The sequence below is a fragment of the Candidatus Fusobacterium pullicola genome, from assembly GCA_018883725.1.
In the GTDB taxonomy this organism is placed as follows: domain Bacteria; phylum Fusobacteriota; class Fusobacteriia; order Fusobacteriales; family Fusobacteriaceae; genus Fusobacterium_A; species Fusobacterium_A pullicola.
Genome location: JAHLFN010000038.1, coordinates 1 through 24,197 on the forward strand (window position 1 = coordinate 1; position 24,197 = coordinate 24,197).

At 29.5% G+C, this 24,197-nt stretch carries 23 protein-coding genes and 1 tRNA gene; 9 read left to right on the forward strand and 15 right to left on the reverse strand.

The window, feature by feature from the left end; all coding sequences use genetic code 11:
• From IAA47_04390 to recA, 12 genes are all read right to left on the reverse strand, one after another.
• Positions 1–156, reverse strand: a 156-nt coding sequence (locus tag IAA47_04390; protein ID MBU3842209.1) for a family 1 glycosylhydrolase, incomplete at its 3' end; no start/stop codon positions are given.
• Positions 157–170: 14 nt separating this feature from the next.
• On the reverse strand, positions 171–1,604 hold the full coding sequence (locus IAA47_04395) for a PTS transporter subunit EIIC (protein ID MBU3842210.1): 1,434 nt from the start codon (positions 1,602–1,604) through the stop codon (positions 171–173).
• A gap of 104 nt (positions 1,605–1,708) precedes the next feature.
• Positions 1,709–2,542, reverse strand: coding sequence for a PRD domain-containing protein (locus tag IAA47_04400; protein MBU3842211.1), 834 nt, complete (start codon positions 2,540–2,542; stop codon positions 1,709–1,711).
• Between the two features lie 190 nt (positions 2,543–2,732).
• Positions 2,733–3,395 carry a methyltransferase domain-containing protein gene (locus IAA47_04405; GenBank protein MBU3842212.1) on the reverse strand — a complete coding sequence of 221 codons (663 nt, stop codon included), beginning with the start codon at positions 3,393–3,395 and terminating at the stop codon, positions 2,733–2,735.
• Positions 3,392–3,976, reverse strand: coding sequence for a DUF452 family protein (locus IAA47_04410; GenBank protein MBU3842213.1), 585 nt, complete (start codon positions 3,974–3,976; stop codon positions 3,392–3,394). Before IAA47_04410 ends, IAA47_04405 begins: the two co-directional genes overlap by 4 nt.
• Positions 3,954–5,072: an aminotransferase class I/II-fold pyridoxal phosphate-dependent enzyme gene (locus IAA47_04415; GenBank protein ID MBU3842214.1), complete on the reverse strand. Its 1,119-nt coding sequence runs from the start codon at positions 5,070–5,072 to the stop codon at positions 3,954–3,956. Before IAA47_04415 ends, IAA47_04410 begins: the two co-directional genes overlap by 23 nt.
• Entirely contained in the window at positions 5,072–6,433 is a 1,362-nt protein-coding gene (bioA, locus tag IAA47_04420; GenBank protein ID MBU3842215.1) for an adenosylmethionine--8-amino-7-oxononanoate transaminase, read from the reverse strand. Before bioA ends, IAA47_04415 begins: the two co-directional genes overlap by 1 nt.
• Entirely contained in the window at positions 6,434–7,120 is a 687-nt protein-coding gene (bioD, locus tag IAA47_04425; protein MBU3842216.1) for a dethiobiotin synthase, read from the reverse strand.
• The gene (gene bioB / locus IAA47_04430; protein ID MBU3842217.1) at positions 7,107–8,093 is read right to left on the reverse strand and encodes a biotin synthase BioB; all 987 of its coding nucleotides are present in this window, start codon (positions 8,091–8,093) and stop codon (positions 7,107–7,109) included. Before bioB ends, bioD begins: the two co-directional genes overlap by 14 nt.
• 64 nt (positions 8,094–8,157) lie before the next feature.
• Positions 8,158–8,246 (reverse strand) — tRNA-Leu (locus IAA47_04435).
• A 58-nt stretch (positions 8,247–8,304) separates the two neighbouring features.
• Complete coding sequence (gene nagA / locus IAA47_04440) at positions 8,305–9,450, reverse strand: N-acetylglucosamine-6-phosphate deacetylase (GenBank protein ID MBU3842218.1); 1,146 nt, start codon at positions 9,448–9,450, stop codon at positions 8,305–8,307.
• A gap of 174 nt (positions 9,451–9,624) precedes the next feature.
• Positions 9,625–10,719: a recombinase RecA gene (gene recA, locus IAA47_04445; protein ID MBU3842219.1), complete on the reverse strand. Its 1,095-nt coding sequence runs from the start codon at positions 10,717–10,719 to the stop codon at positions 9,625–9,627.
• Between the two features lie 177 nt (positions 10,720–10,896).
• Between recA and IAA47_04450 the strand changes: the two genes are divergently transcribed.
• From IAA47_04450 to IAA47_04480, 7 genes are all read left to right on the forward strand, one after another.
• The gene (locus IAA47_04450) at positions 10,897–11,268 is read left to right on the forward strand and encodes a hypothetical protein (protein ID MBU3842220.1); all 372 of its coding nucleotides are present in this window, start codon (positions 10,897–10,899) and stop codon (positions 11,266–11,268) included.
• Positions 11,269–11,420: 152 nt separating this feature from the next.
• Positions 11,421–12,398 (forward strand): UDP-glucose 4-epimerase GalE, encoded by a 978-nt coding sequence (gene galE, locus IAA47_04455; protein MBU3842221.1) that lies wholly within the window; start codon positions 11,421–11,423, stop codon positions 12,396–12,398.
• Between the two features lie 19 nt (positions 12,399–12,417).
• Complete coding sequence (locus tag IAA47_04460; protein MBU3842222.1) at positions 12,418–13,593, forward strand: nucleotidyltransferase; 1,176 nt, start codon at positions 12,418–12,420, stop codon at positions 13,591–13,593.
• Positions 13,586–14,908 (forward strand): MFS transporter, encoded by a 1,323-nt coding sequence (locus IAA47_04465; GenBank protein MBU3842223.1) that lies wholly within the window; start codon positions 13,586–13,588, stop codon positions 14,906–14,908. The genes IAA47_04460 and IAA47_04465 overlap by 8 nt, the downstream gene beginning before the upstream one ends.
• Positions 14,909–14,934: 26 nt before the next feature.
• Complete coding sequence (locus tag IAA47_04470) at positions 14,935–16,284, forward strand: ComEC/Rec2 family competence protein (protein ID MBU3842224.1); 1,350 nt, start codon at positions 14,935–14,937, stop codon at positions 16,282–16,284.
• Positions 16,247–16,981, forward strand: coding sequence for a site-2 protease family protein (locus IAA47_04475; protein MBU3842225.1), 735 nt, complete (start codon positions 16,247–16,249; stop codon positions 16,979–16,981). The genes IAA47_04470 and IAA47_04475 overlap by 38 nt, the downstream gene beginning before the upstream one ends.
• Positions 16,982–16,993: 12 nt before the next feature.
• Complete coding sequence (locus IAA47_04480) at positions 16,994–17,572, forward strand: IMPACT family protein (protein ID MBU3842226.1); 579 nt, start codon at positions 16,994–16,996, stop codon at positions 17,570–17,572.
• A gap of 74 nt (positions 17,573–17,646) precedes the next feature.
• Here the strand turns inward: IAA47_04480 and IAA47_04485 are convergent, their stop codons facing one another.
• Positions 17,647–18,633, reverse strand: coding sequence for a lactate dehydrogenase (locus IAA47_04485; GenBank protein ID MBU3842227.1), 987 nt, complete (start codon positions 18,631–18,633; stop codon positions 17,647–17,649).
• Positions 18,634–18,648: 15 nt separating this feature from the next.
• Positions 18,649–19,692: an AEC family transporter gene (locus IAA47_04490; GenBank protein ID MBU3842228.1), complete on the reverse strand. Its 1,044-nt coding sequence runs from the start codon at positions 19,690–19,692 to the stop codon at positions 18,649–18,651.
• A gap of 212 nt (positions 19,693–19,904) precedes the next feature.
• Between IAA47_04490 and IAA47_04495 the strand changes: the two genes are divergently transcribed.
• Positions 19,905–21,470, forward strand: a complete 1,566-nt coding sequence (locus IAA47_04495; protein ID MBU3842229.1) for a GHKL domain-containing protein — start codon at positions 19,905–19,907, stop codon at positions 21,468–21,470.
• The gene (locus tag IAA47_04500; protein MBU3842230.1) at positions 21,448–22,122 is read left to right on the forward strand and encodes a response regulator; all 675 of its coding nucleotides are present in this window, start codon (positions 21,448–21,450) and stop codon (positions 22,120–22,122) included. Before IAA47_04495 ends, IAA47_04500 begins: the two co-directional genes overlap by 23 nt.
• A 12-nt stretch (positions 22,123–22,134) precedes the next feature.
• Here the strand turns inward: IAA47_04500 and IAA47_04505 are convergent.
• The coding region (locus tag IAA47_04505) for a DUF3427 domain-containing protein (GenBank protein MBU3842231.1) at positions 22,135–24,197 on the reverse strand (2,063 nt) is incomplete at its 5' end.

Consider the following 24,197-nt stretch of genomic DNA (forward strand, 5'->3'; position numbering starts at 1 on the left):
ATCACCTGTTGTTCCCTTAAAAGTTTTTCCTGGTATTCTCACAAAATGATCCCAGTTAGACATACCTTTTCCATCAACGTTATAAGCCCCTTCTATTTGATAAGCTGCTGATGCACTTCCCCATAAAAAATTTTTTGGAAATTTATAATTACTCATTTCTTTACTCCTTTCTAGCACTCTCTATCCTTTGCTTCAGCTTTTTCTAAAATTCTTTCCTCTTCATCCTCATATACAATATCTTCAAACCCTATCATATATGTTGCTATAAATGATACTATAACTGATATCAACATCGCTCCTAAAGCAATTAATAAACTATTCGCTCTATTTTGCTCTATATACTGAACAATAGTTACAAAAGAAGGGGTTGCTATTCCAAAACATTTCATTTGCATAAAACCACCAAATAGCCCTCCAGCTATTGCTCCTATACATGCCCCTATCATAGGTTTTCTCAATCTCACATTTACACCATATAAAGCTGGTTCTGTTATTCCTGCAACAATTGCTGAAAAAGCTGATGATCCAGCAACTTGTTTAAAATCTTTATTTTTACTTTTTATAGCTACTGCTAATGCAGCTCCACCTTGAGCTAAATTAGATGCTAACTCACCAATACATATGAAAGCTTCATATCCAACTGTTGCTAAAATTCCTAATTTTATTGGAGTAAAAGCGTGGTGCATTCCTGCCATAACTATAAACGGATATATTCCTGCAATTATACCAACGGCAACAAATCCAAATATATCATAAAATTTATAAATGAATCTAGATAATAGATCTCCTAAAACTGCTCCTAATGGTCCCAATATTATCATAGTTATAGGTAAAACTATTAGTAAAACTAACAATGATTTTAAAAAGTTTTTTGTAATTGCTGGAGTTATTTTATCAACAAAACTTTCTACATAAGATAGTGCCCATACACCTAATATTATTGGAATAACTGAATAAGAGTAATTGTTAGTAATTACCGGTAATATTCCTAAAAATCTTAAATTCTCTCCACTTTCTTTAGCTAAATTCATCATTTGAATAAATCCAGGATGTAAAATAACTAATGCTATACTTACTGCATAGTAAGGGTTTGTTCCAAATTTATTAGCTGCTGACATTGCAATTAATACTGGCATAAAAAAGAAAGCTCCATCACCTATAACATTTAACAATGCATAAGTATCTCCAGCTGTATCAATCATTCCAAACATTGTTAAAATTGTTAATAATACTTTTAACATTGCTGCTCCAATTATAGCTGGTATTACTGGTGCCATTATAGAAGAAATAATATCCATTAAAGTAGCTACTACTCCCTGATCTTTCTTCGCTTTTAATTTTTTATCTGTTTTTACAACAAAATTTCCTTGCTTACATATTTCTTTATATACATAAGCAACCTCATTTCCTATTATTATTTGATATTGCCCTGATTTTTTTACAGTTCCTACAATACCTCTTATTTTTTTTATTCCTTCATCATCTACAATTGAAAGATCTTTTAGATCAAAACGAAGTCTTGTCATGCAATGAACTACATCATTTACATTTTCCTTTCCTCCTATTTTCTCTAAAATTTTCTCTGCTAATTCTGCATAATTCATATATTTTCCTCCAAAAATTAAAATTTTTAAAGGTTTTGCCCATATATGTGTGGCCATTCACAATATGGTTACAATCCAAATATATAGTTATATAGTTTCCTATATTACTTACTAGCTTCTTTTTTTAGTCTTTGTATATAGATAATCAAATACATTTTTTCCGCTTTTGTTAATTCGTAATTATACTCTTTTATAAAATAATCAGCTATAACATTTACACAATTATAACATTCAGGATATTTTTTCTTAAAAATTTCAAATAATTCATCATCTTCATCATTAATTGTATTATTTAAAACTCTTAATGATAAAAATTTAAGATGTGTTATAACTCTATCATATGACGGACTTTCCTCTTTTATATCAATTAAAAGATTAAACTCTATTATATTTAATATTTTTTGTACTATTCTAGTTATCTCAGCAGTATTATTCATTCCTCCATCTAATTGAGCATTTATAATATGACTTGTTATATAACCAGCTTCATCTTTATTAAATTTTACACCTAGTTTTTCTTTTATAACATCTAGGCCTTTTACTGCTATATTATATTCATCTCTGTATAGACTCTTTATTTCATTTAAAAGTGGATTCTTTATCTCTATTCCATTTTTCAATCTCTCTACAGCACTATGAATATGTTCTGTTAGAGAAACATAAATAATATCGTGTAGTTCTTTATTATAATCCTTCTTTAACATTTCCACAATAATATTAGTTATTTCTAAGTAGCTTTCAGGTATATTTAAGATAACATTTTTCATTTTTTCGTTCATTTGAGACTTACTATTTGAAAATATTTTCATATTTTCATCAAGCATAATCTCATCATTTATCTTCTTTTGAAAAGCTACTCCCTTTCCCATAACAATAATCTCTTCATCATTAACCTCTGAAATAAAAGCATTGTTATTTAAAATTTTTACTACACGCATATTTTTTATTACACCTTTCGTTGTATTTTTTTTGAACATATAAGTATGTATGTACAATTATAGTTTGATCTTTAATCATTCACAGACTATGATATCACAATTTTTTTCAAATGTAAAGTAATTCTATTCCTAAAGCTTCCGTATTCAATAAAATAAAAAGAGAGTCCTCTTAAAAAACTCTCTTTCTCTTTTAATTTTTACAATAAAAATATCCTACTCTGTATGTTAATTTTTTCTCTTTATAACTTCTAATTTTTTGAATAGAAGTTCTTTCAATACCTGTTACTCCAGTATTTTTGAGATGTTTTAATGCTTCCATAGGGGTGTTAAACTCTATTTCGACTTTCTCTTCTCTCCACTCTACTTTGGCAAATATACTTTTTAAAATATCAACTATTTCATCTACTGATAGATATTTTAACGAAACTCCAAAATGCTCTCTTATCTCTTTTAAATTTCCTGTTATATACATGGAAAATCCTAATTCTTCTGATGATTTATAAATTTTCTCCATACATATTTTAAAATCCCTTAACCATTGGAAAACAGAGCTAGAAACAACTATATCTACCCTTGGTAGATCAATATTCTCAATATCTCCTAAGATAAAGTCGTTATACTTTATATCTTTTAAATATTTTTCTACATCATAGATATCATTTAAAAATAATTGACTTGGTAAAAAATTTTCGATAAATTTTTTTGAAAAAATTCCTGTACCACAACCTATCTCTAAAGCCTTTTTTCTTTTTTCTACTCCCATTTCACTTAAAAATTTTACTAAATTTTTAGCTACATGTTTCTGTATATGGGCATTTTCATCATAGGTATTAAATTTTTTATCAAAATTCATATTATTTCACTCCAAGATTTTATATAGTTAAATGGATAATGTCCCATATCAAATACCCTATAACCAATATTTTTCTCTTCACAATATTTTTTTTGCCTCATTGCTGGAACTATCTTATCCCTTTCTCCAATAATTATCTCATCAAAAATATTATCTAGCTCTTGATAATTATCTTTAAAATATTGTAACTCCTCTTTTACCATTTCAAAATCTTTTTCTGGATTTTTAAATCCTCTATCTATTTCCATATTTTTATAGAATTTTAAAAGAGATTCTGGAGTTAATGTTACTAAAGTAAACTCAAGTATTTTTGGAGTTATTCCATATTTTCCTATTATCTCCCCATTTCCATTTATTCCCACTACCTTTTCAAATTTCCTATCTGTAGTTTTAATAAATTTAGAGAGATAATAACATCCAAAGGACCAACCAACAGCGATAACTTTTTCATATTTAGTTAACTCCAAATTTACTTCATATGGAAAATTTATAATTTTTAACTCATATCCCTCAGGAATATCTATACCCTCTACAACTTTTTCATTCATTCCCCATCCATTAAAAAACAGTATCAATCTCATACTTTAACTCCTTCACAAAAGTTTCAAGCCCTTCAATAGAGACATTTGGATTCAATCCTATTCTAAATCTTGCTGTTCCTTTAGGAACTGTGGGTTCTTTTACTGGATATAACAGATAACCTTTAATTCTCATATTTTCAGCTATTTTCTCTATTCTGGAATTATTTCCTATAATAATGCTAATTATATGAGTTGTAGAGTCAGTTTCTATTCCATTTTCTTTCAATAATTTTAAAGTATAGTTTTTTATAAACTCCAGTTTTCCTCTTTTCTCATCAAATTCACCCATTTTATTTAAAATAAAGAGATTCCATAAGCTATTAACTGGAGGAAGAGCAGTAGAAAATATGAATTTTCTACTTTTATTAACTATATACTCCTTTATATAATTTTCACAAATCACCATAGCTCCAACAGAGCCACCACCTTTTCCAAGGGGAATTACCAAGAAATCTATATATTCCACTAGACTTAAATTGTGAACAATCCCATATCCATATACTCCATAAGAATGTGCCTCATCTATCATCAGTGAGAAGTTATATTTTTTCTTTAATTCAACTAATCTTTCAACATCAGCAATATCTCCATCCATACTGTATATTGTCTCTGATATAACTAATATATCCTCATACTTTTCTCTATATTTTTTTAATAAATTTTCAAGAGAATCCATATCTAGATGCTTATATCTTAAAAATTCAGCTCCACTATTAATTATTCCATCATAGATACTGGCATGATTTAATCTATCTGTAAGAATCAAGGTATTTTTATTACAAAATGTTTCTATCAAAGATGAGTTTGCATCAAATCCTGAATTAAACATAATACATGGTTTTCCATATATTTGCTCAGCTCTTTTTTCAAGCTCCATTATCTCCTCATATGAGCCATCTATCAATCTTGAAGAACTTGAAGAAAGCTTTGGTCTATAATTTTTATAAAACTTCTCTCTAAGTTCCTTATCATTAGCCAAACCCAAATAATCATTTGAAGATAGATTCAGTATCTCTCCATTGTAAATTTTTAATTTTCTAAAATTATTTATCCCTTTTAATCTTTCTAATTCTTCAATTATAATCTCTTTTTTCATTACTTTCTCCTATTCAGGAACTCTTCTATTGACTCCTTACAGATATTTAGTATTTTATCTATCTCTTCCTCTGTTATTATATATGGAGGCATAAAATATATCACATTTCCTAGTGGTCTCAATAGAGCTCCCTTCTTTAAAGCTATCTTATAAATCTCATAGCCTACTCTTTCTTCACTTGGAAATAGCTCCTTTGTCTCCTTATTTTTTACAAACTCTAAAGCTCCTATCATTCCTATCTGTCTATATTCACCTATATTTTTATGATCTTTAAATAACTCTTGAGCTCTTTTTCTTAGATATTCACCTTTTCTATTTACCATCTCTAAAATATTCTCATCTTTAAATATTTTCAAAACTTCTAGAGCTATTCTACATCCTATAGGATTTCCTGAATATGTATGAGAGTGTAAAAATGATTTTCCTTCTAGATAATCGGCATAAAATCCATCATAGATCTCTTGAGTTATCCCAACAATAGCCATTGGATAGTATCCAGCTGTAAGCCCTTTTGACATACATATTATATCTGGACTTACTCCAGCGTGTTCCATAGCAAACATCTTTCCTGTTCTTCCAAAACCTACGGCTATCTCATCAGCTATTAGATGTATCCCATACTTTTTAGTCAACTCTCTTAACTTAACAATGTATTTAGGAGAGTATATCTTCATTCCAGCTGCCCCTTGAACTACTGGCTCAATTATTACAGCAGCTATCTCATCTCTATACTCCTCTATCAACTTCTCTGTTCTTTCAAAACACTCCGCTTCACAATTATAGAAATTTTTGCCATATGGACACCTAAAACACTCTGGCTTATCAGCCTTTAATCCCTCTTTTATAAGTGGTCTATATGTTTTTGTAAAAATATCTACATCTCCCACACCTAAAGCTCCCACTGTCTCTCCATGGTAAGCATTAGATAGAGATATGAACTTTGTTTTTTTCGGATTTCCATTTTGTTGATGGTATTGGAAACTCAATTTTAACGCCATCTCTATACTTGATGATCCATTATCAGCAAATAGAAACTTTTCTATCCCTTTTGGAACTACCTTTGCTAACTCTTCAACTAACTCTATTCCAGCTTCATGTGAAAAATTTACAAAAAGAACATGCTCTAATTTATCTATCTGCTCTTTTATCACTTTATTTATTCTTGGATTACAATGTCCAAAAAGATTTACCCACCAACTTGAAACACAATCCATATATCTATTTCCGAATTCATCCTCTAAATATACTCCTTCAGCCTTTTTTATAACCATAGGAGGTAAATTTTCATAATCTTTCATTTGAGAACATGGATGAAAAATATACTGTAAATCTTTCTTTTGTAATTCACTTAATCTATTCATCTACTCCACCTCTATCCCTAAAAACTTTACTAATTCATCTATAGCTATCTCTTTTTGTCCTTTTTTTACCAATATACAGTTTTCTATTCCACTTAATTTTAAAACAATATCTATATTATCCTTTTCAAAATAATCTTTTTCAAAATCATCTGTAACCTTATTAAATACAAGTCCTTGAATCTCTATCCCTAGCTTTTTTAACATCTCTATTGTAAGCATTGAATGATTAATAGCCCCCACTCTACTACTGCATACTAATATCACTGGTAACTCCATTTTTTTTATCAGATCATAGATATAAAATTTGTCTCTAATCAAGGGAACATAAAGTCCTCCAGCTCCCTCTACTACCATATATTTGTACCTATTTTTTAATTCATTCCAATCTTGTAGAACTCTATCTATATCTATCTCTATTCCCTCTAATTCACTAGCTAAGTGGGGAGATACTTCTGCCTCTAGAGTATATGTTACCATCTTATCATCATACTCTCTCTGAGCCACAGAACAGACAAACTCAACATCTGGAGCTATTAATTTCCCCTCTTTTTTTACACAACCACTCTGTATTGGTTTATAGTAACCCCCTTCTAAATTTTTTATTCCCTTATATAGTATTGAACTTACATAAGTTTTTCCTATCCCTGTATCTGTTCCTATTACAAAAAATCCCTTATTTAATCTCATACTCATTTCTCCTTACCATAGCCTTATCACTCTCTATAGTAGTTCCTGTTGTTGTTAAAAAATTTCCTGTAAGAGCTGAATTTATTCCTGATTTTATACCTTTTTCTTGTAAATCTCCTAGTTTAATTCTTCCCCCTGCATATCTCAAATATGCTTCTGGTAGTATAAATCTATATATTGCTATCATCTTAAGTATCTCTTTGGGATCTAAAGCTTTATTATTTTCTAATGGTGTTCCCGGTATTGGCATTAAAATATTAATTGGTACTGAAAAAACTCCCAACTCTTGTAATTCAAAAGCCATTTTTATTCTGTCCTCTTCTGTTTCTCCAAGTCCCCATATTCCACCACTACACACTTGTAATCCAACTTTTTGAGCCAATTTTATAGTTTCAACTCTCTCTTCATAGGTATGAGTTGAACATATATTTTTATAAAACTCTCTTGAAGATTCTAAGTTGTGATGATATGTCTTTACTCCTGAATCAAAAAGAGACTTCAATGCTTTTTCATCTGATATTCCATGTGAAGCACATAGAGATAATTCAGTATTATCTTTTAAATATCTATATATCTCTTCTAACTTATCACACTCAATACTATCACCTTTTAGCCCTCTTCCACTTGTTACTAAAGAGTATCTATGAGCTCCCTCTACTTCTACTTTTTTAGCTTCTTCTAAAGCTTTTTCCTTAGAGATTAATGGGTATACCTCTGCTCCTGTAGTAAAGTGAGCTGACTGAGCACAGTATTTACAATCCTCACTACACTTTCCAGATTTTGCATTTGTTATTGTACATAGATCAAAGTTATTCCCACAAAACTTCTCTCTTATCTCATTAGCTGCTTCACATAGCCGTTCTAAAGTATCTTTATCTTCTATAGATATTCTAGATAAATTTATTGCTTCTTCATAATTTATTTTCTCTCTTTTCAAAATTCTGTCTTTTAATCTTTTAATAAACTCTTTCATTTTTCCTCCTTAGATTTAGTTATAAAAAAAAGCACACCCTTTCAGATGTGCTTGGTCTCAAAAGTGGTGCCTAGAGCCGGAATCGAACCGGCACGGTAACTAAATACCACAGGATTTTAAGTCCTGTGCGTCTACCTGTTCCGCCATCCAGGCAAGTTGTTTATCACAACGAAGTTATTTTACTATATTTTTTTATTTTTGTCAATAACTATTATACTTTATATTTAATTTTTCCTTTAACTATTGTCATTTCAACATTATATTCTGGACTTAAAACTACTATATCTGCATCTTTTCCCTCTTGAATAACTCCTGTATTTAAGCTAAACTCCTTAGCAGCATTTGTACTCGTCATCTTCACAGCATCAACTATACTATATCCTAACTCTATCAGATGCTTAAAGGCTTTATCTAAAGTTAAAACACTTCCAGCTAATGAGTCATTGCTTATCAATCTTGCTTGTCCATCTCTTACATAAACATCTAGTTCACCTAGTTTGTAATTTCCAGCTGGCAACCCTGTTGCACACATAGCGTCAGTTATACACACTACTCTGTCTACTCCCTTAACCTTTATTAATAATCTTACAGCCTCAGGGTGTACATGAATCTTATCAAAAATTATCTCAGCATTAATATTATCATTTATCATCACAGCACCAACCACTCCTGGCTCTCTATGATTAAATCCCTTCATTCCATTATATGTATGAGTTGCATGGGTAATTCCAGCTTTTACTGCCTCTTGAACCTCTTCAAATGATACTCCAGAGTGTCCTACAGAAACAACTACTCCATTCTCTTTTAGATATTTAATAGATTCTAAAGCCCCTTCTCCCTTTGCTGCCATTGAAAATAGTTTAACCAATCCAGGTTTCACATTCAGATACTCTTCTATCTCTGATATTCCTGCTGGTTTTATATATTTATCATTTTGTGCTCCCTTAAACTGTACATCAAAATATGGTCCTTCCATATGAGCTCCAAAAATATTAGCTCCTTCAATATCTTGATTCTGTAATCTTCCTATCTTTTCTAAAACCTCTTTAAGAATCTCTTTAGAACTTGTCAATGTAGTAGCTAAAAAATTAGTTGTCCCATGTTTAACTATATATTTAGAGATAGTTCTTAATGCCTCCTCAGTATTATCCATAGCATCAGCACCACCAGCACCATGTATATGAACATCTATAAAGCCTGGTACTATGTAGCTTCCTTTTACATCTATTCCCTCTATACACTCTGGGATATTATTTTCATATATTTTTGTTATTTTTCCATTTTCTAAAACAATACTACCATTTATAATTTTATTATCTAAAACTATCTTTGCATTTTTTAACACTACTTTTTCCATAAGAAACCCTCCCTAAAAACTTGAAATAAAAAATCATATTTTTTACCACTTTATAATATTTTATTACATTTTTGGAATTTTCTCAATAGATTTTTTAATTTTATCCAAAAAGACTGCTCTTCAGGAATATGCTTTCCATATTTTATTTTTTTTCTTTTCATAATTCTTCCTCATTTATTCCATCTCTTCTGTAATCTCTTTTTCTCTTTCTATCTCTATATCCTCTTCATCTCTATCTTCTACTATATGTTTTTTTAATTTCTTTCCCTCTTTTATAATATCCAGTACTTTTTCCTCTATCGTTTCAAAAAGTTCTTTCTCATTTTCCAATCTAACTTTTACATTCTCTTTTCCTTGCCCCAATCTGATATCTCCAAAACTAAACCAAGCTCCAGATTTTGAAACTATGTCATTATCTAACGCCATCTCCAAAATCTCTCCAACTCTTGTAATACCTTTTCCATACATAATTTGAAAATTTGCCTCTTTAAATGGAGGAGCTACTTTATTTTTAGTTACTTTAACTACTGTTTCATTCCCTATTACATCATCACCTTGTTTTACACTTCCCACTCTTTTTACTTCCATTCTTACTGAAGCATAGAATTTTAATGCCTTTCCTCCAGTAGTAGTAGTTTGAGGTCCAAATCCAAATCCACCAATCTTATCTCTTATTTGGTTGATGAATATCATAGTAGTTTTAGATTTATTTAGTGTAGCTGTAAGTTTTCTTAGGGCCTTTGACATAAGTCTTGCCTGTAATCCCATCTGTTGATCTGACATCTCTCCATCTATCTCTGCCTTTGGTACAAGTGCAGCTACTGAATCTACTACTATCAAATCTACAGCTCCAGAACGAACTAATAAATCAGCTATCTCAAGAGCTTGTTCTCCATAATCTGGCTGTGAAATTAAAAGTTCATCCACATCTACACCTAAAGCCTTTGCGTATTCTGGATCAAGGGCATGTTCTGCATCTATATAAGCAACTATCCCATTAGCTTTTTGTGTTTCTGCAGCAATATGAAGGGCAATTGTAGTTTTTCCTGAACTCTCTGCTCCATAGATCTCTATAATTCTTCCCTTTGGTACTCCTCCAACACCTAATGCCATATCTAAATTTAAGCTTCCAGTAGATATGACATCTACTTCCATATTTAAATTGTTTCCTAATTTCATTATTGAGCCTTCTCCAAACTCTTTTGAAATCTTTCCAATAGCTTGTTCTAATGCTTTTTCTTTATTAAACTCTTCCTTCTTTCCAGCCATATTATCACTCCTTTGATTTATATTGTATCTATATTTATAAATAGTATATCATCTTATTTTTGTTTTGTAAATATACTTTTCTATAATTATAGATAAATTATCCTAGTTGACTTTTAATTTAAAATATATTATACTCAAAATAACTAGATTACCTAAAAAATAAAGGTGGGATTTAATATGAAAAAATTATTAATAGCAGGCTTATTCATTCTTTCAGCTTTCTCTTTTGCTGGAAATAATAAATTCAATTATGTAGAAGATAAATTAGAATTAAAGTATTCTGAACTTAATGATGGAAAAAATAAATTAGAGATTGATGATATTGATATTGGTTATTTTAATAACAAAATATATGTAAATATGGAAGTAGAAGCTTTTTCTGGAGATGGTGGTTGGAGTAAATTTGATAAAAATACTTATAATAAAATAGCTACTCAAATTGCTGATGACATTAGAAAAATGACAAATACTGATGAGAAAATAGAAATTTCTTTAGTTTTAGAAAGAGAAATTGGAAAAGATATGCTTCTATCTGAAGGAGAATATTAATTATAATTACAAAAGAATGGCTGGTCCATTCTTTTTTTATGTGTCCTACTTTTTTCATTTACCAAAGGTATGCTTTATCCTATTAAGATATATTCAAAAACATTAATCTTATGATATAATAGTTATTATCAAATTTATAGGAGGTTAAATCGATGAAAAATATATTAGTTACTGGTGGAGCTGGATATATAGGAAGTCATGCTGTGGCTGAACTGTTAGATTCTAGCTATAATGTTGTTGTAATTGATTCTCTTGAAAATGGTTTTATTGAATTAGTTGATAAAAGAGCTAAATTCTATCAAGGAAATGTTCAAGATAGCTCTATTATGGATAAAATATTTGAAGAAAATAAAATAGATGCTGTGATGCACTTTGCTGGCTATATAAAAGTTTCTGAAAGTGTTGTAGAACCTAATAAGTACTATCTAAATAATACTTACACTGTTATGTGCCTTATTGAATCTATGAGAAAGCATGGGGTTAAAAATATTGTTTTCTCTTCTACTGCTGCTGTTTACGGAGATGTTAAAGAACCTGAACCAGTAGAGGAAACTCACTCAACTTTACCAATAAACCCTTATGGTATGAGTAAGCTTATGTCTGAAAAAATTATTATGGATTGTGCTCAAGCCTATGGTCTAAACTATTCTATCTTTAGATACTTCAATGTGGGAGGAGCTCATGAAAAACATAATATAGGACAAAAAGGTGAAGGAATCACTGCTCTTATTCCACTTATCTTAAAAGCTGCTAAGGGAGATATTCCAAAATTATCAATATATGGGAATGATTTTGATACTAAAGATGGAACAGGTATAAGAGATTACATACATGTTGTAGATCTAGTTAGAGCCCATATACTTTCACTAAATAAGTTAGCTAAAAATAAAAGTAATATATACAATTTAGGAAATGGAAATGGATTCTCTGTATTAGAGATGTTAAATGCTGCTAAAGAGGTTACAAATATAGATATTCCAGCTGAAATTACTGGAAGAAGAGCTGGGGATCCACCTTGTGTTATTGCCTCTAGTAAAAAAGCAACAACAGAGTTAAATTGGAAACCTCAGTATACTGATGTAAAAGATATCATCAGAACTGCTTGGGAATGGAATTTAAGAAATAAATAGAAGTATAGAAGGAGAGATGATGAAAGCTACAGGAATAGTAGTTGAATATAATCCCTTTCATAATGGACACAAATATCATCTTCAAAAAACAAAGGAATTAAATCCTAACAATATTATCATAGCTGTTATGAGTGGAGATTTTGTACAAAGAGGAGAGCCATCTATCATTGACAGGTGGACAAAAACAAAAATGGCACTGGCTAATGGTGTTGATTTGGTTATTGAACTTCCCGTTTTTTACTCTTCACAAAGTGCTGAAATTTTTGCTAAGGGTGCTGTTGGAATTTTAGAAGAGTTAAAATGTGAAAGTATGGTTTTTGGTTCAGAAAGTGGAAAGATTGACGAGTTAAAAAGAATCTCTACACTTCAAGAGAGTGAAGAGTTTAAAATAAAGCTAAAAGAAAGACTGAAAAGTGGTGATTCCTATCCTACAGCTCATAGCTCAACTATGAAGGAGATTTTAGGTGAAAGTGAACTAAACTCTAATGATATTTTAGGACTTGAGTATATTAAGGCTATTAGATATTGGAAAAGTTCTATAATACCTATGACTTTAAAAAGAGAAAAGGTAGGTTATCACGATACAAATATTGTTGGAGATTTTGCTAGTGCTACTAAAATAAGAGAACACCTTAAAAAAAATGAAGAAATCTCTAGTATAGTTACTCAAGAAAGTTTCAACACTCTTAAGGAGTATTCAAATTTTACATATATGGAAAATTTTTATCCTTTCATTAGATATGAACTCATAAAAAATTCCAATAATCTATCTGATATTCAAGATATGGAGATAGGATTTGAAAATAGATTGCTTGAAAATGCTATAAAATCTATAAATTATGATGAGTTTTTTAAAAGTATCAGTAACAGAAGATATACCACTGGAAGAGTTCAAAGAGTTTTAACACATACTCTTTTAGCTCTTACTACTAATATCACTGAAGAGGTAAAAAAATCTATTCCGTATGTTAGAGTATTAGGTTTTAACTCTAAAGGTAGAGAGTATCTAAGTTATTTAAAAAAGTTCGATAACTCTAAAATTATTACATCATATAAAAAAATGAATGAGAATTTTTCTCCTGAAGTCTGCTCCTTAATAGAGTTCAATGAAAGAAGTTCTCAAATATACAGACTTATAAATAATTACAATGATTATAAGTCTCCTATTATCTTTAAGGAGGAGAATAATGAGTAGAAAACTACCTACAAGTGTACAAATTTTTTATGGATTAGGGGTAAGTTATGCTATTGTGGACCAAATATTTGCTCAATGGATACTATACTTCTATCTTCCACCAGAGAGTTCTGGGCTTAAACCAGTAATGGCTCCACTTCTAATATCTTTAGCTCTAGTTATATCTAGATTTGTAGATATGGTTACAGACCCAGTAGTTGGGTTTTTATCAGATAAAGTTAATACTAGATGGGGAAGAAGAATTCCTTTTATAGCTGTTGGAATATTACCACTAGCTCTTTTTACAGTTGCTTTTTTCTATCCCCCTATGGGAAATGAAAAATTAGCCTTCATATACTTAGCTATAGTTGGTTCTATGTTCTTTACCTTTTATACAATAGTTGGTGCACCTTATAACTCTCTTATTCCAGAGATAGGACAAACAACTGAAGAAAGATTAAATCTTTCTACTTGGCAATCTGTATTTAGATTGATATATACAGCTATTGCTATGATTATCCCAGGAGCTCTTATAGGAATTTTCGGTAAGGGAGATACCTTGGTTGGAATTAGGGGAATGGTAATATCTCTTTGTATATTAGTTATTATTGGAGGACTCATTACAGTATTTTTGGTTCCAGAAAAAAAATACTCTCTTGGTCAAACGTCAAAGGCAAATTTTAAAGAAACAATGGGAATAGTATTTAAAAATAAAGCCTTTATCAATTATTTATTTGGTTTATTATTTTTCTTTATTGGTTTTAATAATCTAAGAGCTATTATGAACTATTTTATCGAGGATATTATGGGGCTGGGGAAAGGAGCTATTACTATTGCTTCAGCACTCCTATTTGGTATGTCAGCACTATTTTTCTATCCTACAAATAAACTTTCTAAAAAATATGGATATAGAAAAATTATGTTAGCTTGTCTAGCTTTATTAATAGTCTTTACACTTTGTCTTTTCCAACTTGGAAGAGCTATTCCTGTATCTATGGGATATCCTCTTTTTGCTTTAATAGGTATTCCAGTAGCTGGTTCAGCTTTTATCTTCCCACCAGCTATGCTAAGTGAGATAGGTAGTAAAATTAGTGAAGAGAATGGAAATAGAATAGAGGGAGTTTGCTTTGGAATTCAAGGCTTTTTCTTAAAGATGGCTTTTATGATATCTATACTTATTTTACCAATCATACTGGTTGCTGGTAATGGAGATATCCTCTCTGCTATCACTACGGCACCTAAAGGAGTGGAAAAATCTGGTATATATCTAACTGCTCTTATATCAGCTCTCTCTTTTATGATATCATTTTTCTTTTATTATAGATATGAAGAGTAATTATTTTTTAGTAAGAGGAGAGAACTATGGAGACTATTTATTTAATTGCTCTAGAGATTCTCATCATATTGGAGATACTCAAATTTTTCTCTTTAGAGTTTGGAATATTTTTTAGTTTAATTTTCATTGTAGGAATATTTATCTTTAAGAAAAATAAGAGTATCTTTCTTTTGATACTTCCTCTTTTGTTTTTATTTAGAGCTTTTTTTACCTTTAACTCCTCAGTTAATATAGGAGATAATAAAATCTTTAATGTATCTCTCTATGAGGGAAAAGGAAAAATTGAGAAAATAGACAACAGATACCCTCTCAATAATTCCTATCTTTATATCTCAAATAAAAGTAATGGTAATTACGAGATAATAGGACGAATAGAAAATATTGAAAATAGATATGGCAATGACTATTTAACTATCAAATCAGAAAGAATATCACCTATCCCTCAAAATAAAGTAAAGGAATATTTTCAAAAGAAAACAGATTCACTTTTAAAAAATTCTAACTATGATTTAAAAAGAGTTTATGAAGCTGTTATACTTGGAAAGGGATATAAATTAACTCAAGAGATGAGAGAAAAATTCAATTACATTGGAATCTCTCATCTAATGGCTCTCTCGGGATTCCATATAGGTTTAGTTATCTCTATTATCTCCTTCCTTTTACCTACTAAGTTGCCTATTAAAAAAAGGGAGAGAAATATATTTTTACTTGTAACCTTAACTCTTTATTATTTGGGAATAGAACATTCTCCCTCATTAGATAGGGCTTATATTATGGGAGTAGTATACCTCCTTGGAAAAATTTTTGATGAAAATACAGAGTTGATAAAAACTTTAGCTGTAAGCTTTGTTCTCTCTCTTATCATAAATCCAGCCTCTATAAATAGCATCTCTTTTCAACTATCTTATGGGGCTGTATTTGCTATAGCTGAAATTTTTCCATATTTTAAGACAAAACTTTACAAAGGTAAGTCCAAGTTGATAGATAGTCTTATTCTTACTCTATCTATACAATTTTTTCTTACTCCACTACTTATATACCAATTTGGAGTAATTCAACTACTATCTTTTATTACAAATATGGTTGTTGTCCCTGTAGGAAGTCTGTTTATTTCCATTGGATTTATTTCTCTACTATTAGAAAATTTTTCACTGGGTTTTCTACTTACTCCAATACTAAATTTTGTTTTTAAACTATTTTTTATGTTAGTGGACTTTTTTTACACCATTCCTTTTATGAGTATTAAATATAAAAACGAAAGTAGTCTTATAATACTTTTTTATATTATCACCATACTTGGAATATTTACCTTAAAATTTAGAAAGGATTATAAAAAAGATGAAAAGATTTATAAACGAACTAAAATATCTCAATAGAGGTATGCCAACTTTTACTAAGATTATATTAGGTGTAATTGTAGTATATATTTTTATAAGTTTTGGGGAGAATATTTTATTCAATCCATCAATTTTTATTAATATAGCTATACTTATATTTTCTCTACTTGTACACGAGATTTCTCACGGACTTATGGCATATATCTGTGGAGACAGTACAGCTAAAAACTATGGAAGATTAAGTTTAAATCCCCTACACCATCTAGATCCTCTAGGAACTATTTTTCCTATACTTTTAATTCTATCTGGCTCATCTTTTGTTTTTGGTTGGGCAAAACCTGTACCAATCAACTATTATAGACTAAAATATGGGAGAGTTGGAGAGTTTTTAGTAGCTATAGCTGGTGTACTTTCAAATATTATACTAGCTATTATTGGAATGATACTATTTAAACATTTTTATGAAGTGCTTGCTCCTTTACATATATTGAAGCCAATATTATATATGATAAGTTTGAATATTTTACTAGCTGTATTTAATATTATTCCTATTCCACCTCTTGATGGTTCAAGAGTTTTAGCTTCAATAGGAAGTTACGATTTAAGAGATAGTATTTTTCATATGGATAGATATGGTATCTTTATCATTATGATTCTAAGTTGGACAGGAATACTTTATAAATTTATTGCTCCAGCTTATATGGCTATCCTTAGTTTTTTAGATAAATTGATTTAATGGAGAAGATTTATGAAAAGTGTTGCTAGAGAGTATGTTATCGAATTTGAAGAAAAAAAATCTAAATTTATAGGTTATGTAAAACCTGTAGGAAGTAAAATTGAAGCTGAAGAGTTTATCCAATCTATAAAGAATAAACACCCTGATGCTACCCATAATTGCTCTGCTTACAAAGTTATAGACAACGGGCAAGAATATTTTAAAACAGATGATGATGGTGAGCCTAGTGGTACTGCTGGTAAACCTATGGGAGATATTATTACATATATGGAGGTTACAAATCTTGCTGTTGTAGCTACTAGATACTTTGGTGGAATAAAGCTTGGTGCTGGTGGGCTTGTTAGAAATTATGCTAAAACTGCTAAACTAGCTATACAAGAAGCTGGTATTGAAGAGTATATAGAGAGAAATATCTATCTTATTGATTTTTCCTATGAAAGAATTGGTGAGGTTGAATCTATCCTGAATAGTGGTGGAGCTGAGTATTTAGATAAAGGATACAATGACAGAGTAACTTATAAAGTCAAAGTAGACACTCCCACTCTTGAAAATCTTAAAAGTTTAAGAGATATTATGATAATAGATTTATAAAAAAAATAACTACTCAGTATTCTTTATGGTACTAAGTAGTTATTTTTTATTAAAACATATCTATTTTTATCTTATTATAATTTATTTTGACAATCTCCTGTTCTTAAAAACTCATCTAAGTTTTCATAAGAGATCTCTATCATATTTGTTAAAGCCTCATCTGTATAAGAACCAATATGTGGAGTTATTAAAACTCTTGGATATAGAGATATTAGTTTTTCTACGTTCTTATCAATCTCTTTTCCTGCCATATCTTTGAAGAAGAATTCTTTTTCATTAGAGAATACATCAGTTGCAAATCCTCCGATTTTTCCACTTTCTAATCCTTTAATTATAGCTTCTACATCTTGAAGCTCTCCTCTTGCTGTATTGATAAGTATAGCTCCCTCTTTTAAATTAGAGATAAACTCTTCTCCCAATAGATTATCATTTTCTCCTTTGATATATGGGCAATGTAATGTAATTATATCGGCAGTTTTATTTAATTCCTCCATAGTTACATACTCCACTACCTCTTTAGCTGCTTCATTAGGATATAGATCATAAGCTATTACTCTAGCTCCTAATCCTTTGAAAAGTTTTGCTGCTGTAAATCCTATCTTTCCAGTTCCTATTACTCCTACAGTAAGATTTCTAATTTCAGGACTGAACATATATTCATCTACAATAAAATTTTTATTTCTAGTTCTATCTACCATATATGCACCTTTTCTAACTAGGTTCATAGCAAAGGTAATAGCTAATTCTGCTATAGCATTTGGTGAATATCTTGGAACTCTTGCCATTTTAAATCCCATCTCATATGCAGCTTCTAAATCAATATGATTATATCCTACCGTTCTAGTAAGTAGATATTCCACTCCAAAGTTTTTCATTTTTTCTAAGTTTTTTCTATTAGCTGGACAGTTAGCTCTAAGCATAACAGCTTTATGCCCCTCTATTAAGTTTACATTTTCATCATTCATTAACTCTTCAACTAAAGTTAACTCATATCCAAATTTATTTAATTTTTCAAAGAAAGGTTTTTCTACTTTTCTAACTCCATAACATATTAATTTCATATTTTCCTCCTAAACTTACATATATATGTTTAAAGATTTTATTATCTCTAGTACTACTATCCAAAGAGGCATACATATTACACTGAATATTGTTGAAAGTAGTGAACAGTTTGATGTAAGTACTGATTCTTTATCAAATTTAATAGCATAAGCAGCTGCTACTGTAGCTGTTGGAGTAGCCATCATTATAATTACTGAAGCTAATCCTACAAATGATATTGGTAAAATATTTGTTATAGTTAAGATGTATAAAGCTACTAAGTTGATAAATGGAACTACTAATACTTTGAAGAAACTGTATATCCATGAATCTCTTGAAGAGATAGCTTCTGCTAGTGAGATATCAGCTAATTTTGCTCCTATTGCTAACCAAGCTAATGGTGATGAAAGAGCAGCTAGATAAGTCATTGGTTTATATAGCCAGAAAGCTGTTTTGTCTATTCTTAAAAATGCATAACTCTTTTCTCCTATTGTAACATGTGGAAGTGAATCTTGGAATACCCAAATAAACATTCCTAAAAAAGTTGCAAGTACAATAGAGTTTAAGAACATTTGCTTAATATTATTTTTATCAGCTTTTATTCCTGACATTTTAATATAAGCGTATGAGTATAGGAATACTCTATAAGCTATGTTGAATATAGAAGCATACATTACTCCAGTAGCTCCATAAACCGCAGATATAATTGGAATACCAAAGAAAGTTGTTGAACCAAAAGTTGTTAATATCTCTAAAACAACTTTTTTGTCCCCTTCATATTTTATATATAGAAGTTTTGTTGCAAATATTAGTATGATATAGATTGCAAATCCCCAGATTAATAGGTTTATACCTTGCATTAAACTATGCTTATTAATATCTTGCATAAAAGCATTAAAAGCTAATGCTGGTAATGAAGCTGAAAGTATTACATCTGTTAAAATTTTTGCTGTACTATCTTTAAATACTTCCTTCTTTCTTAAATAAAAACCAAATAAGATAATTAAAACTGATGATGATATAGCTCCTACTATATTGTTGTTTTTCAAAATTCCTGCTAAAATTTCACCGAAATTCATAAATCCCTCCATAAAATTATTTTTTCATAACATAGAATACTCTTTTTACCTCATAACTTCAATTTTTTTAAATTTATAAATCTTTTTTTAAATTTTTTAAGTATTTTCTCTTTTTTCTCATTTTAGATAGATAAAATTTCTTTCATTAAAAGCTCATTAATTTATCTTTTAATATATAGTATTTAAATAAAAAAAATGTTAATATAGTTATTATGGATAAATTAAATTTTAAAAGTAAACTTATTTTATATGTAACACTTATTAACTTTTTTACTCTAATTATCTCCTATGGTATCTTTATCAATACAAAACTTACCACAAATAAAAAAAATATAAATAATAATCTTGTCGAGATGTCAAAGCTAGTATCTACTGATGATACTGTACTTGAAGCTGTTACTACAGGTATAATTAATCCTAAAATTGATAAGGAAATGGATAAGTATATCTCAATTTTTAAAGATATAGATATTATAGTTATTGCAGATATTACAGGTAAAAAATATTCACACTTAGATAAATCACAAATTGGACAAAACTTTGTTAACCCTGTTAAATGGGATAAACTCCTTCAAAATGAGGGATATTTTTCTACTATGCTGGGCTCTATGGGGGTTACAACTAGATGGTTTGAACCTATACTCTCTAAAGATAAAAGTAAAGTTCTTGGTTTTGTAATGGTTGGAAAGTATGACTATATCATAAAAACTTCCAATAGTTCTACTATAATGATATTTACTTTACTATTTTTATTAGCACTAACTTTAGCCTTTATTCTATCTGTACTTTTTGCTGGGGGGGTAAAAAAATCTCTGTTTGGTCTAGAGCCTGAAGATATTACTCAGCTACATATTAAAGAGCAACTTATCATCAATAATCTTGAGTCCGGATTGATAGCCCTTGATGATAAAAATAATATTGTTGGAGTAAATGAAGTATTTATAAAAAAATTTCCATATCTAACTCCTGAAAAGGTTTTAAACCATACACTACATCTACTAGGTGGAAATAGTATCACAAGGACTGAAATTACTATAGATAACAATATTTTCTATATAAAAATTTTACCTATATGCCAAGATGAAAGATATTTTGGAAATATCTTACTATTAAAAACACGTGATGATGTTGATTCATATGCAAGAGAGATCACTGGTATTGATCAGTTAGTAGAAGGAATGAGAGCTAATATACATGAGTTTAAAAATAGACTACATGTTATCTTAGGACTTATCAATATAAATAAATTAGACCTAGCTAAAAAATATATTTTAGAGGCTCAAGAATTAAATGAGTATGATTTTCAAAAATATAATCAGGTTAAAAATCCTTTTTTAAAAGCTATTCTCTTAGGTAAGGAAGCTATTTGTAAAGAGAGAAAAATAGAGTTTATTTTTGATCCTGAATCTAAGTTCGATCTTCAAACTAAAAACTTTTTTATTCAAGATCTTAGCACTATTATAGGTAACCTCATTGAAAACTCTATAGAATCCTTTATAGACTACAATATAGAGAATAAATTTATACAGGTACAAATTTTCCAAAATAAAAACTCTTTTTCTATAGCTATTACTGATAATGGAAAACCTATTTCAGATGATATCCTATCTAAAATATTTGATTATGGCTTCTCTACCAAAGGGCAAAATCGTGGAGTTGGACTATATCTAGTACAGGAAAAACTAAAATTATATAAGGGAAATATTAGAATTGAAAGAGAAAAATCTAAAAAAACTTTTATTGTAGAGGTGAAAAATGAAGAATGTATTAATTGTTGAAGATGATCCTATGGTAGCTATGATTAACGAAGAGTACCTCTCTACTTTCCAAAATATTAAAATTCTAGGAAGAACATATACTGAGAAAGATACTTTAAATTTTTTAACTACTCATAAAGTTGATTTGATTATTTTAGATGTATTCTTAGGGGAAGAGAATGGAATAGATATCTTAAAAAGTATCAGAACTTTAGGATATACAACAGATGTTATTATGATAACCTCTGCTAATGGAGGAGAGGATATTAAAAAAGCTTTCTCATTAGGTTGTATCGATTATTTGATAAAACCCTTTGATTTTGAGAGATTGAAATTAAGTATAGATAAAATTTTTGCTAGAGATGAGATTTTAAATAAAACCAAAATAAAACAAGACTCCATTGATAATATTCAATCTATCTCCCCTGTAATCAATGTAAAATTAAATCTTCCTAAGGGATTAAACTCTAAAACCTTGGATAAGATTACTCAAATCATAGATAACCTTCCTAGTGAAGAGTTTGGGATAAAAGATATCTGTCAAATAACTGATATAAGCAATGTTACTATAAAAAAATATTTAGATTATTTAGAAGCTATTAAATATATTGCTAGCTTTACTAATTATGGGAATGTTGGGCGTCCCTTATATCTTTATAGAAAAATAAGGTAGAATCTCTCTACCCTATTTTTCTAACAAATAATTATATAAATTTTCTTCTATCTCATCTTTTAATAGTAATTCATACTCTACTACACTATTTCCCTTATAATTAACTATCTCTTTAGGATTTAATACCTCTTTTACTTTTCCGATATAATAAAAATTTTCTCCTGATTTTTTCTTTATAAAAACTTCTAAAATATAATAATTTTCAGCAATTTTTCCCTCAGCAGTAAGTTTTCCATTTCTACTTAAGCATCTTTGGTTCTTCGAATACCAAGTAAATCTTCTATTATCATAAAACTTGTTGTCATACTGTGTAAATGGTGGAGTATCATCTAAGGTAATAAACAGTATTACCTTTCTTTGTTCCTCAAATACTGTATAACCACTTACTTGATATCCATTATTAAAATCTAAATTAAGATACCAAAACGCCTCCTGTTTACTATACTCCTTATATCTTAAAATTGTTTCCTCTTCTCTCTGTTTATAATTTTTCTCTACATATGTCAGATTATATCTAATCAAATCATCTATCAGATTTTTAAAATATAGTTTCCCCTCATAACTTTTTTTAAAGTCTCCACTTAATACAATATCATCTTCATATCTCTCTACTATAGGTAAAAACTCCTTTGCTGTTGAAAGACTTACAAATATCTCCTTTGCTAAATGTTTAACTCCATTTTCAATACTCTCCTCTTGATTATATAAAGAGTATCTCTCCTCTAGAATCTTTCCAATCTCCTCTATACTTACTCTTTCTTTATTTAATAACTCCTGTAAAATAACCATTTCATGAACTCTTTTAGCTGGAGTAAAAAAACTGGATAAAAAGGTTAAATAGTTACTCTCTCTAGTATCCAAAGTAGGAAACTCCTCCCTTGGCTTCAAAATTCTAAGCACCTCATCATATGTTTTCTTATATTTTAAAATTACACTTGGCTCTATCATATTTTTTTCAAAAAAATCATATAGCATCGGCACTCTTCCCAACTGTTTTTCTAATAAGATAAAATCTTTCTCTATATTCTTTTTAGTTGAAAAATTAGTACGATTTATATTTTCAAAAATTCTCTCTTTTACTATCTCTTCAAAAATTATAGAGCTTTGTCCGGGAATCATATCAGTTCCATTCATTATAAATCTTTTCATATAGTCCTTATCATAATTACTATTTTGAGACACTGCTATTGGTATTAAAAAGTTTTTCTCATAATTTCCTATAAAATCAAGGATTACAACATATTCTTTATCTGGATACTTTCTTAGTCCTCTTCCCAGTTGCTGTATATATACTATAGAGGACTCTGTTGGACGTAGAAGTATTACCTGATTTACACATGGAATATCAACTCCCTCATTGAATATATCCACAGTTATAATATACTCTATCTCTCCATTCTCAAGCTGGGCTATACTTCTCTCCCTCTTCTCATCACTATCATCCCCAGTTAATGCTATAGCCTTTACTCCTCTTTCTTGAAATTTCTCCTCTAAAAGTAAAGCCTCATCAATCCTAGATACAAATATAAGTCCATGAATTTTATCTCCACTATAACCATAAAATCTACTTTTTTCTATAATATGCTTTACCCTTGCATCAGCTGTAAGCTTCTTTATCCCACTCTTTTCATTAATCAACTCCCCATCAATCTCTATATCAGAGATTCCAAAGTAATGAAATGGGGATAGTAGTTCTTCCTTAAGAGCATCATATAATCTTATCTCATAAGCTATATTATTATCAAATAATTTATAAATATCAAAATTATCCCCTCTTTCAGGAGTAGCTGTCATTCCCAATAAAAATTTAGGTATGAAATAGTTAAGAACACTTTGATAACTCTTTGCTCCTCCATGATGTACCTCATCTACCACTATATAATCAAAATAATCTGGGGAGAATTTTGTCATATGATTCTCTTTACTAAGTGTCTGTATCATAGCAAATACAACATCTGCTTCATCAATATCCTCTTCTCCATAGATTACTATTTTTTTATCTCTTAAAATATTTTCATAGGTCTCTTTAGCCTTTTGAAGTATAGTTTTTCTGTGAGCTATAAATAAAACTCTCT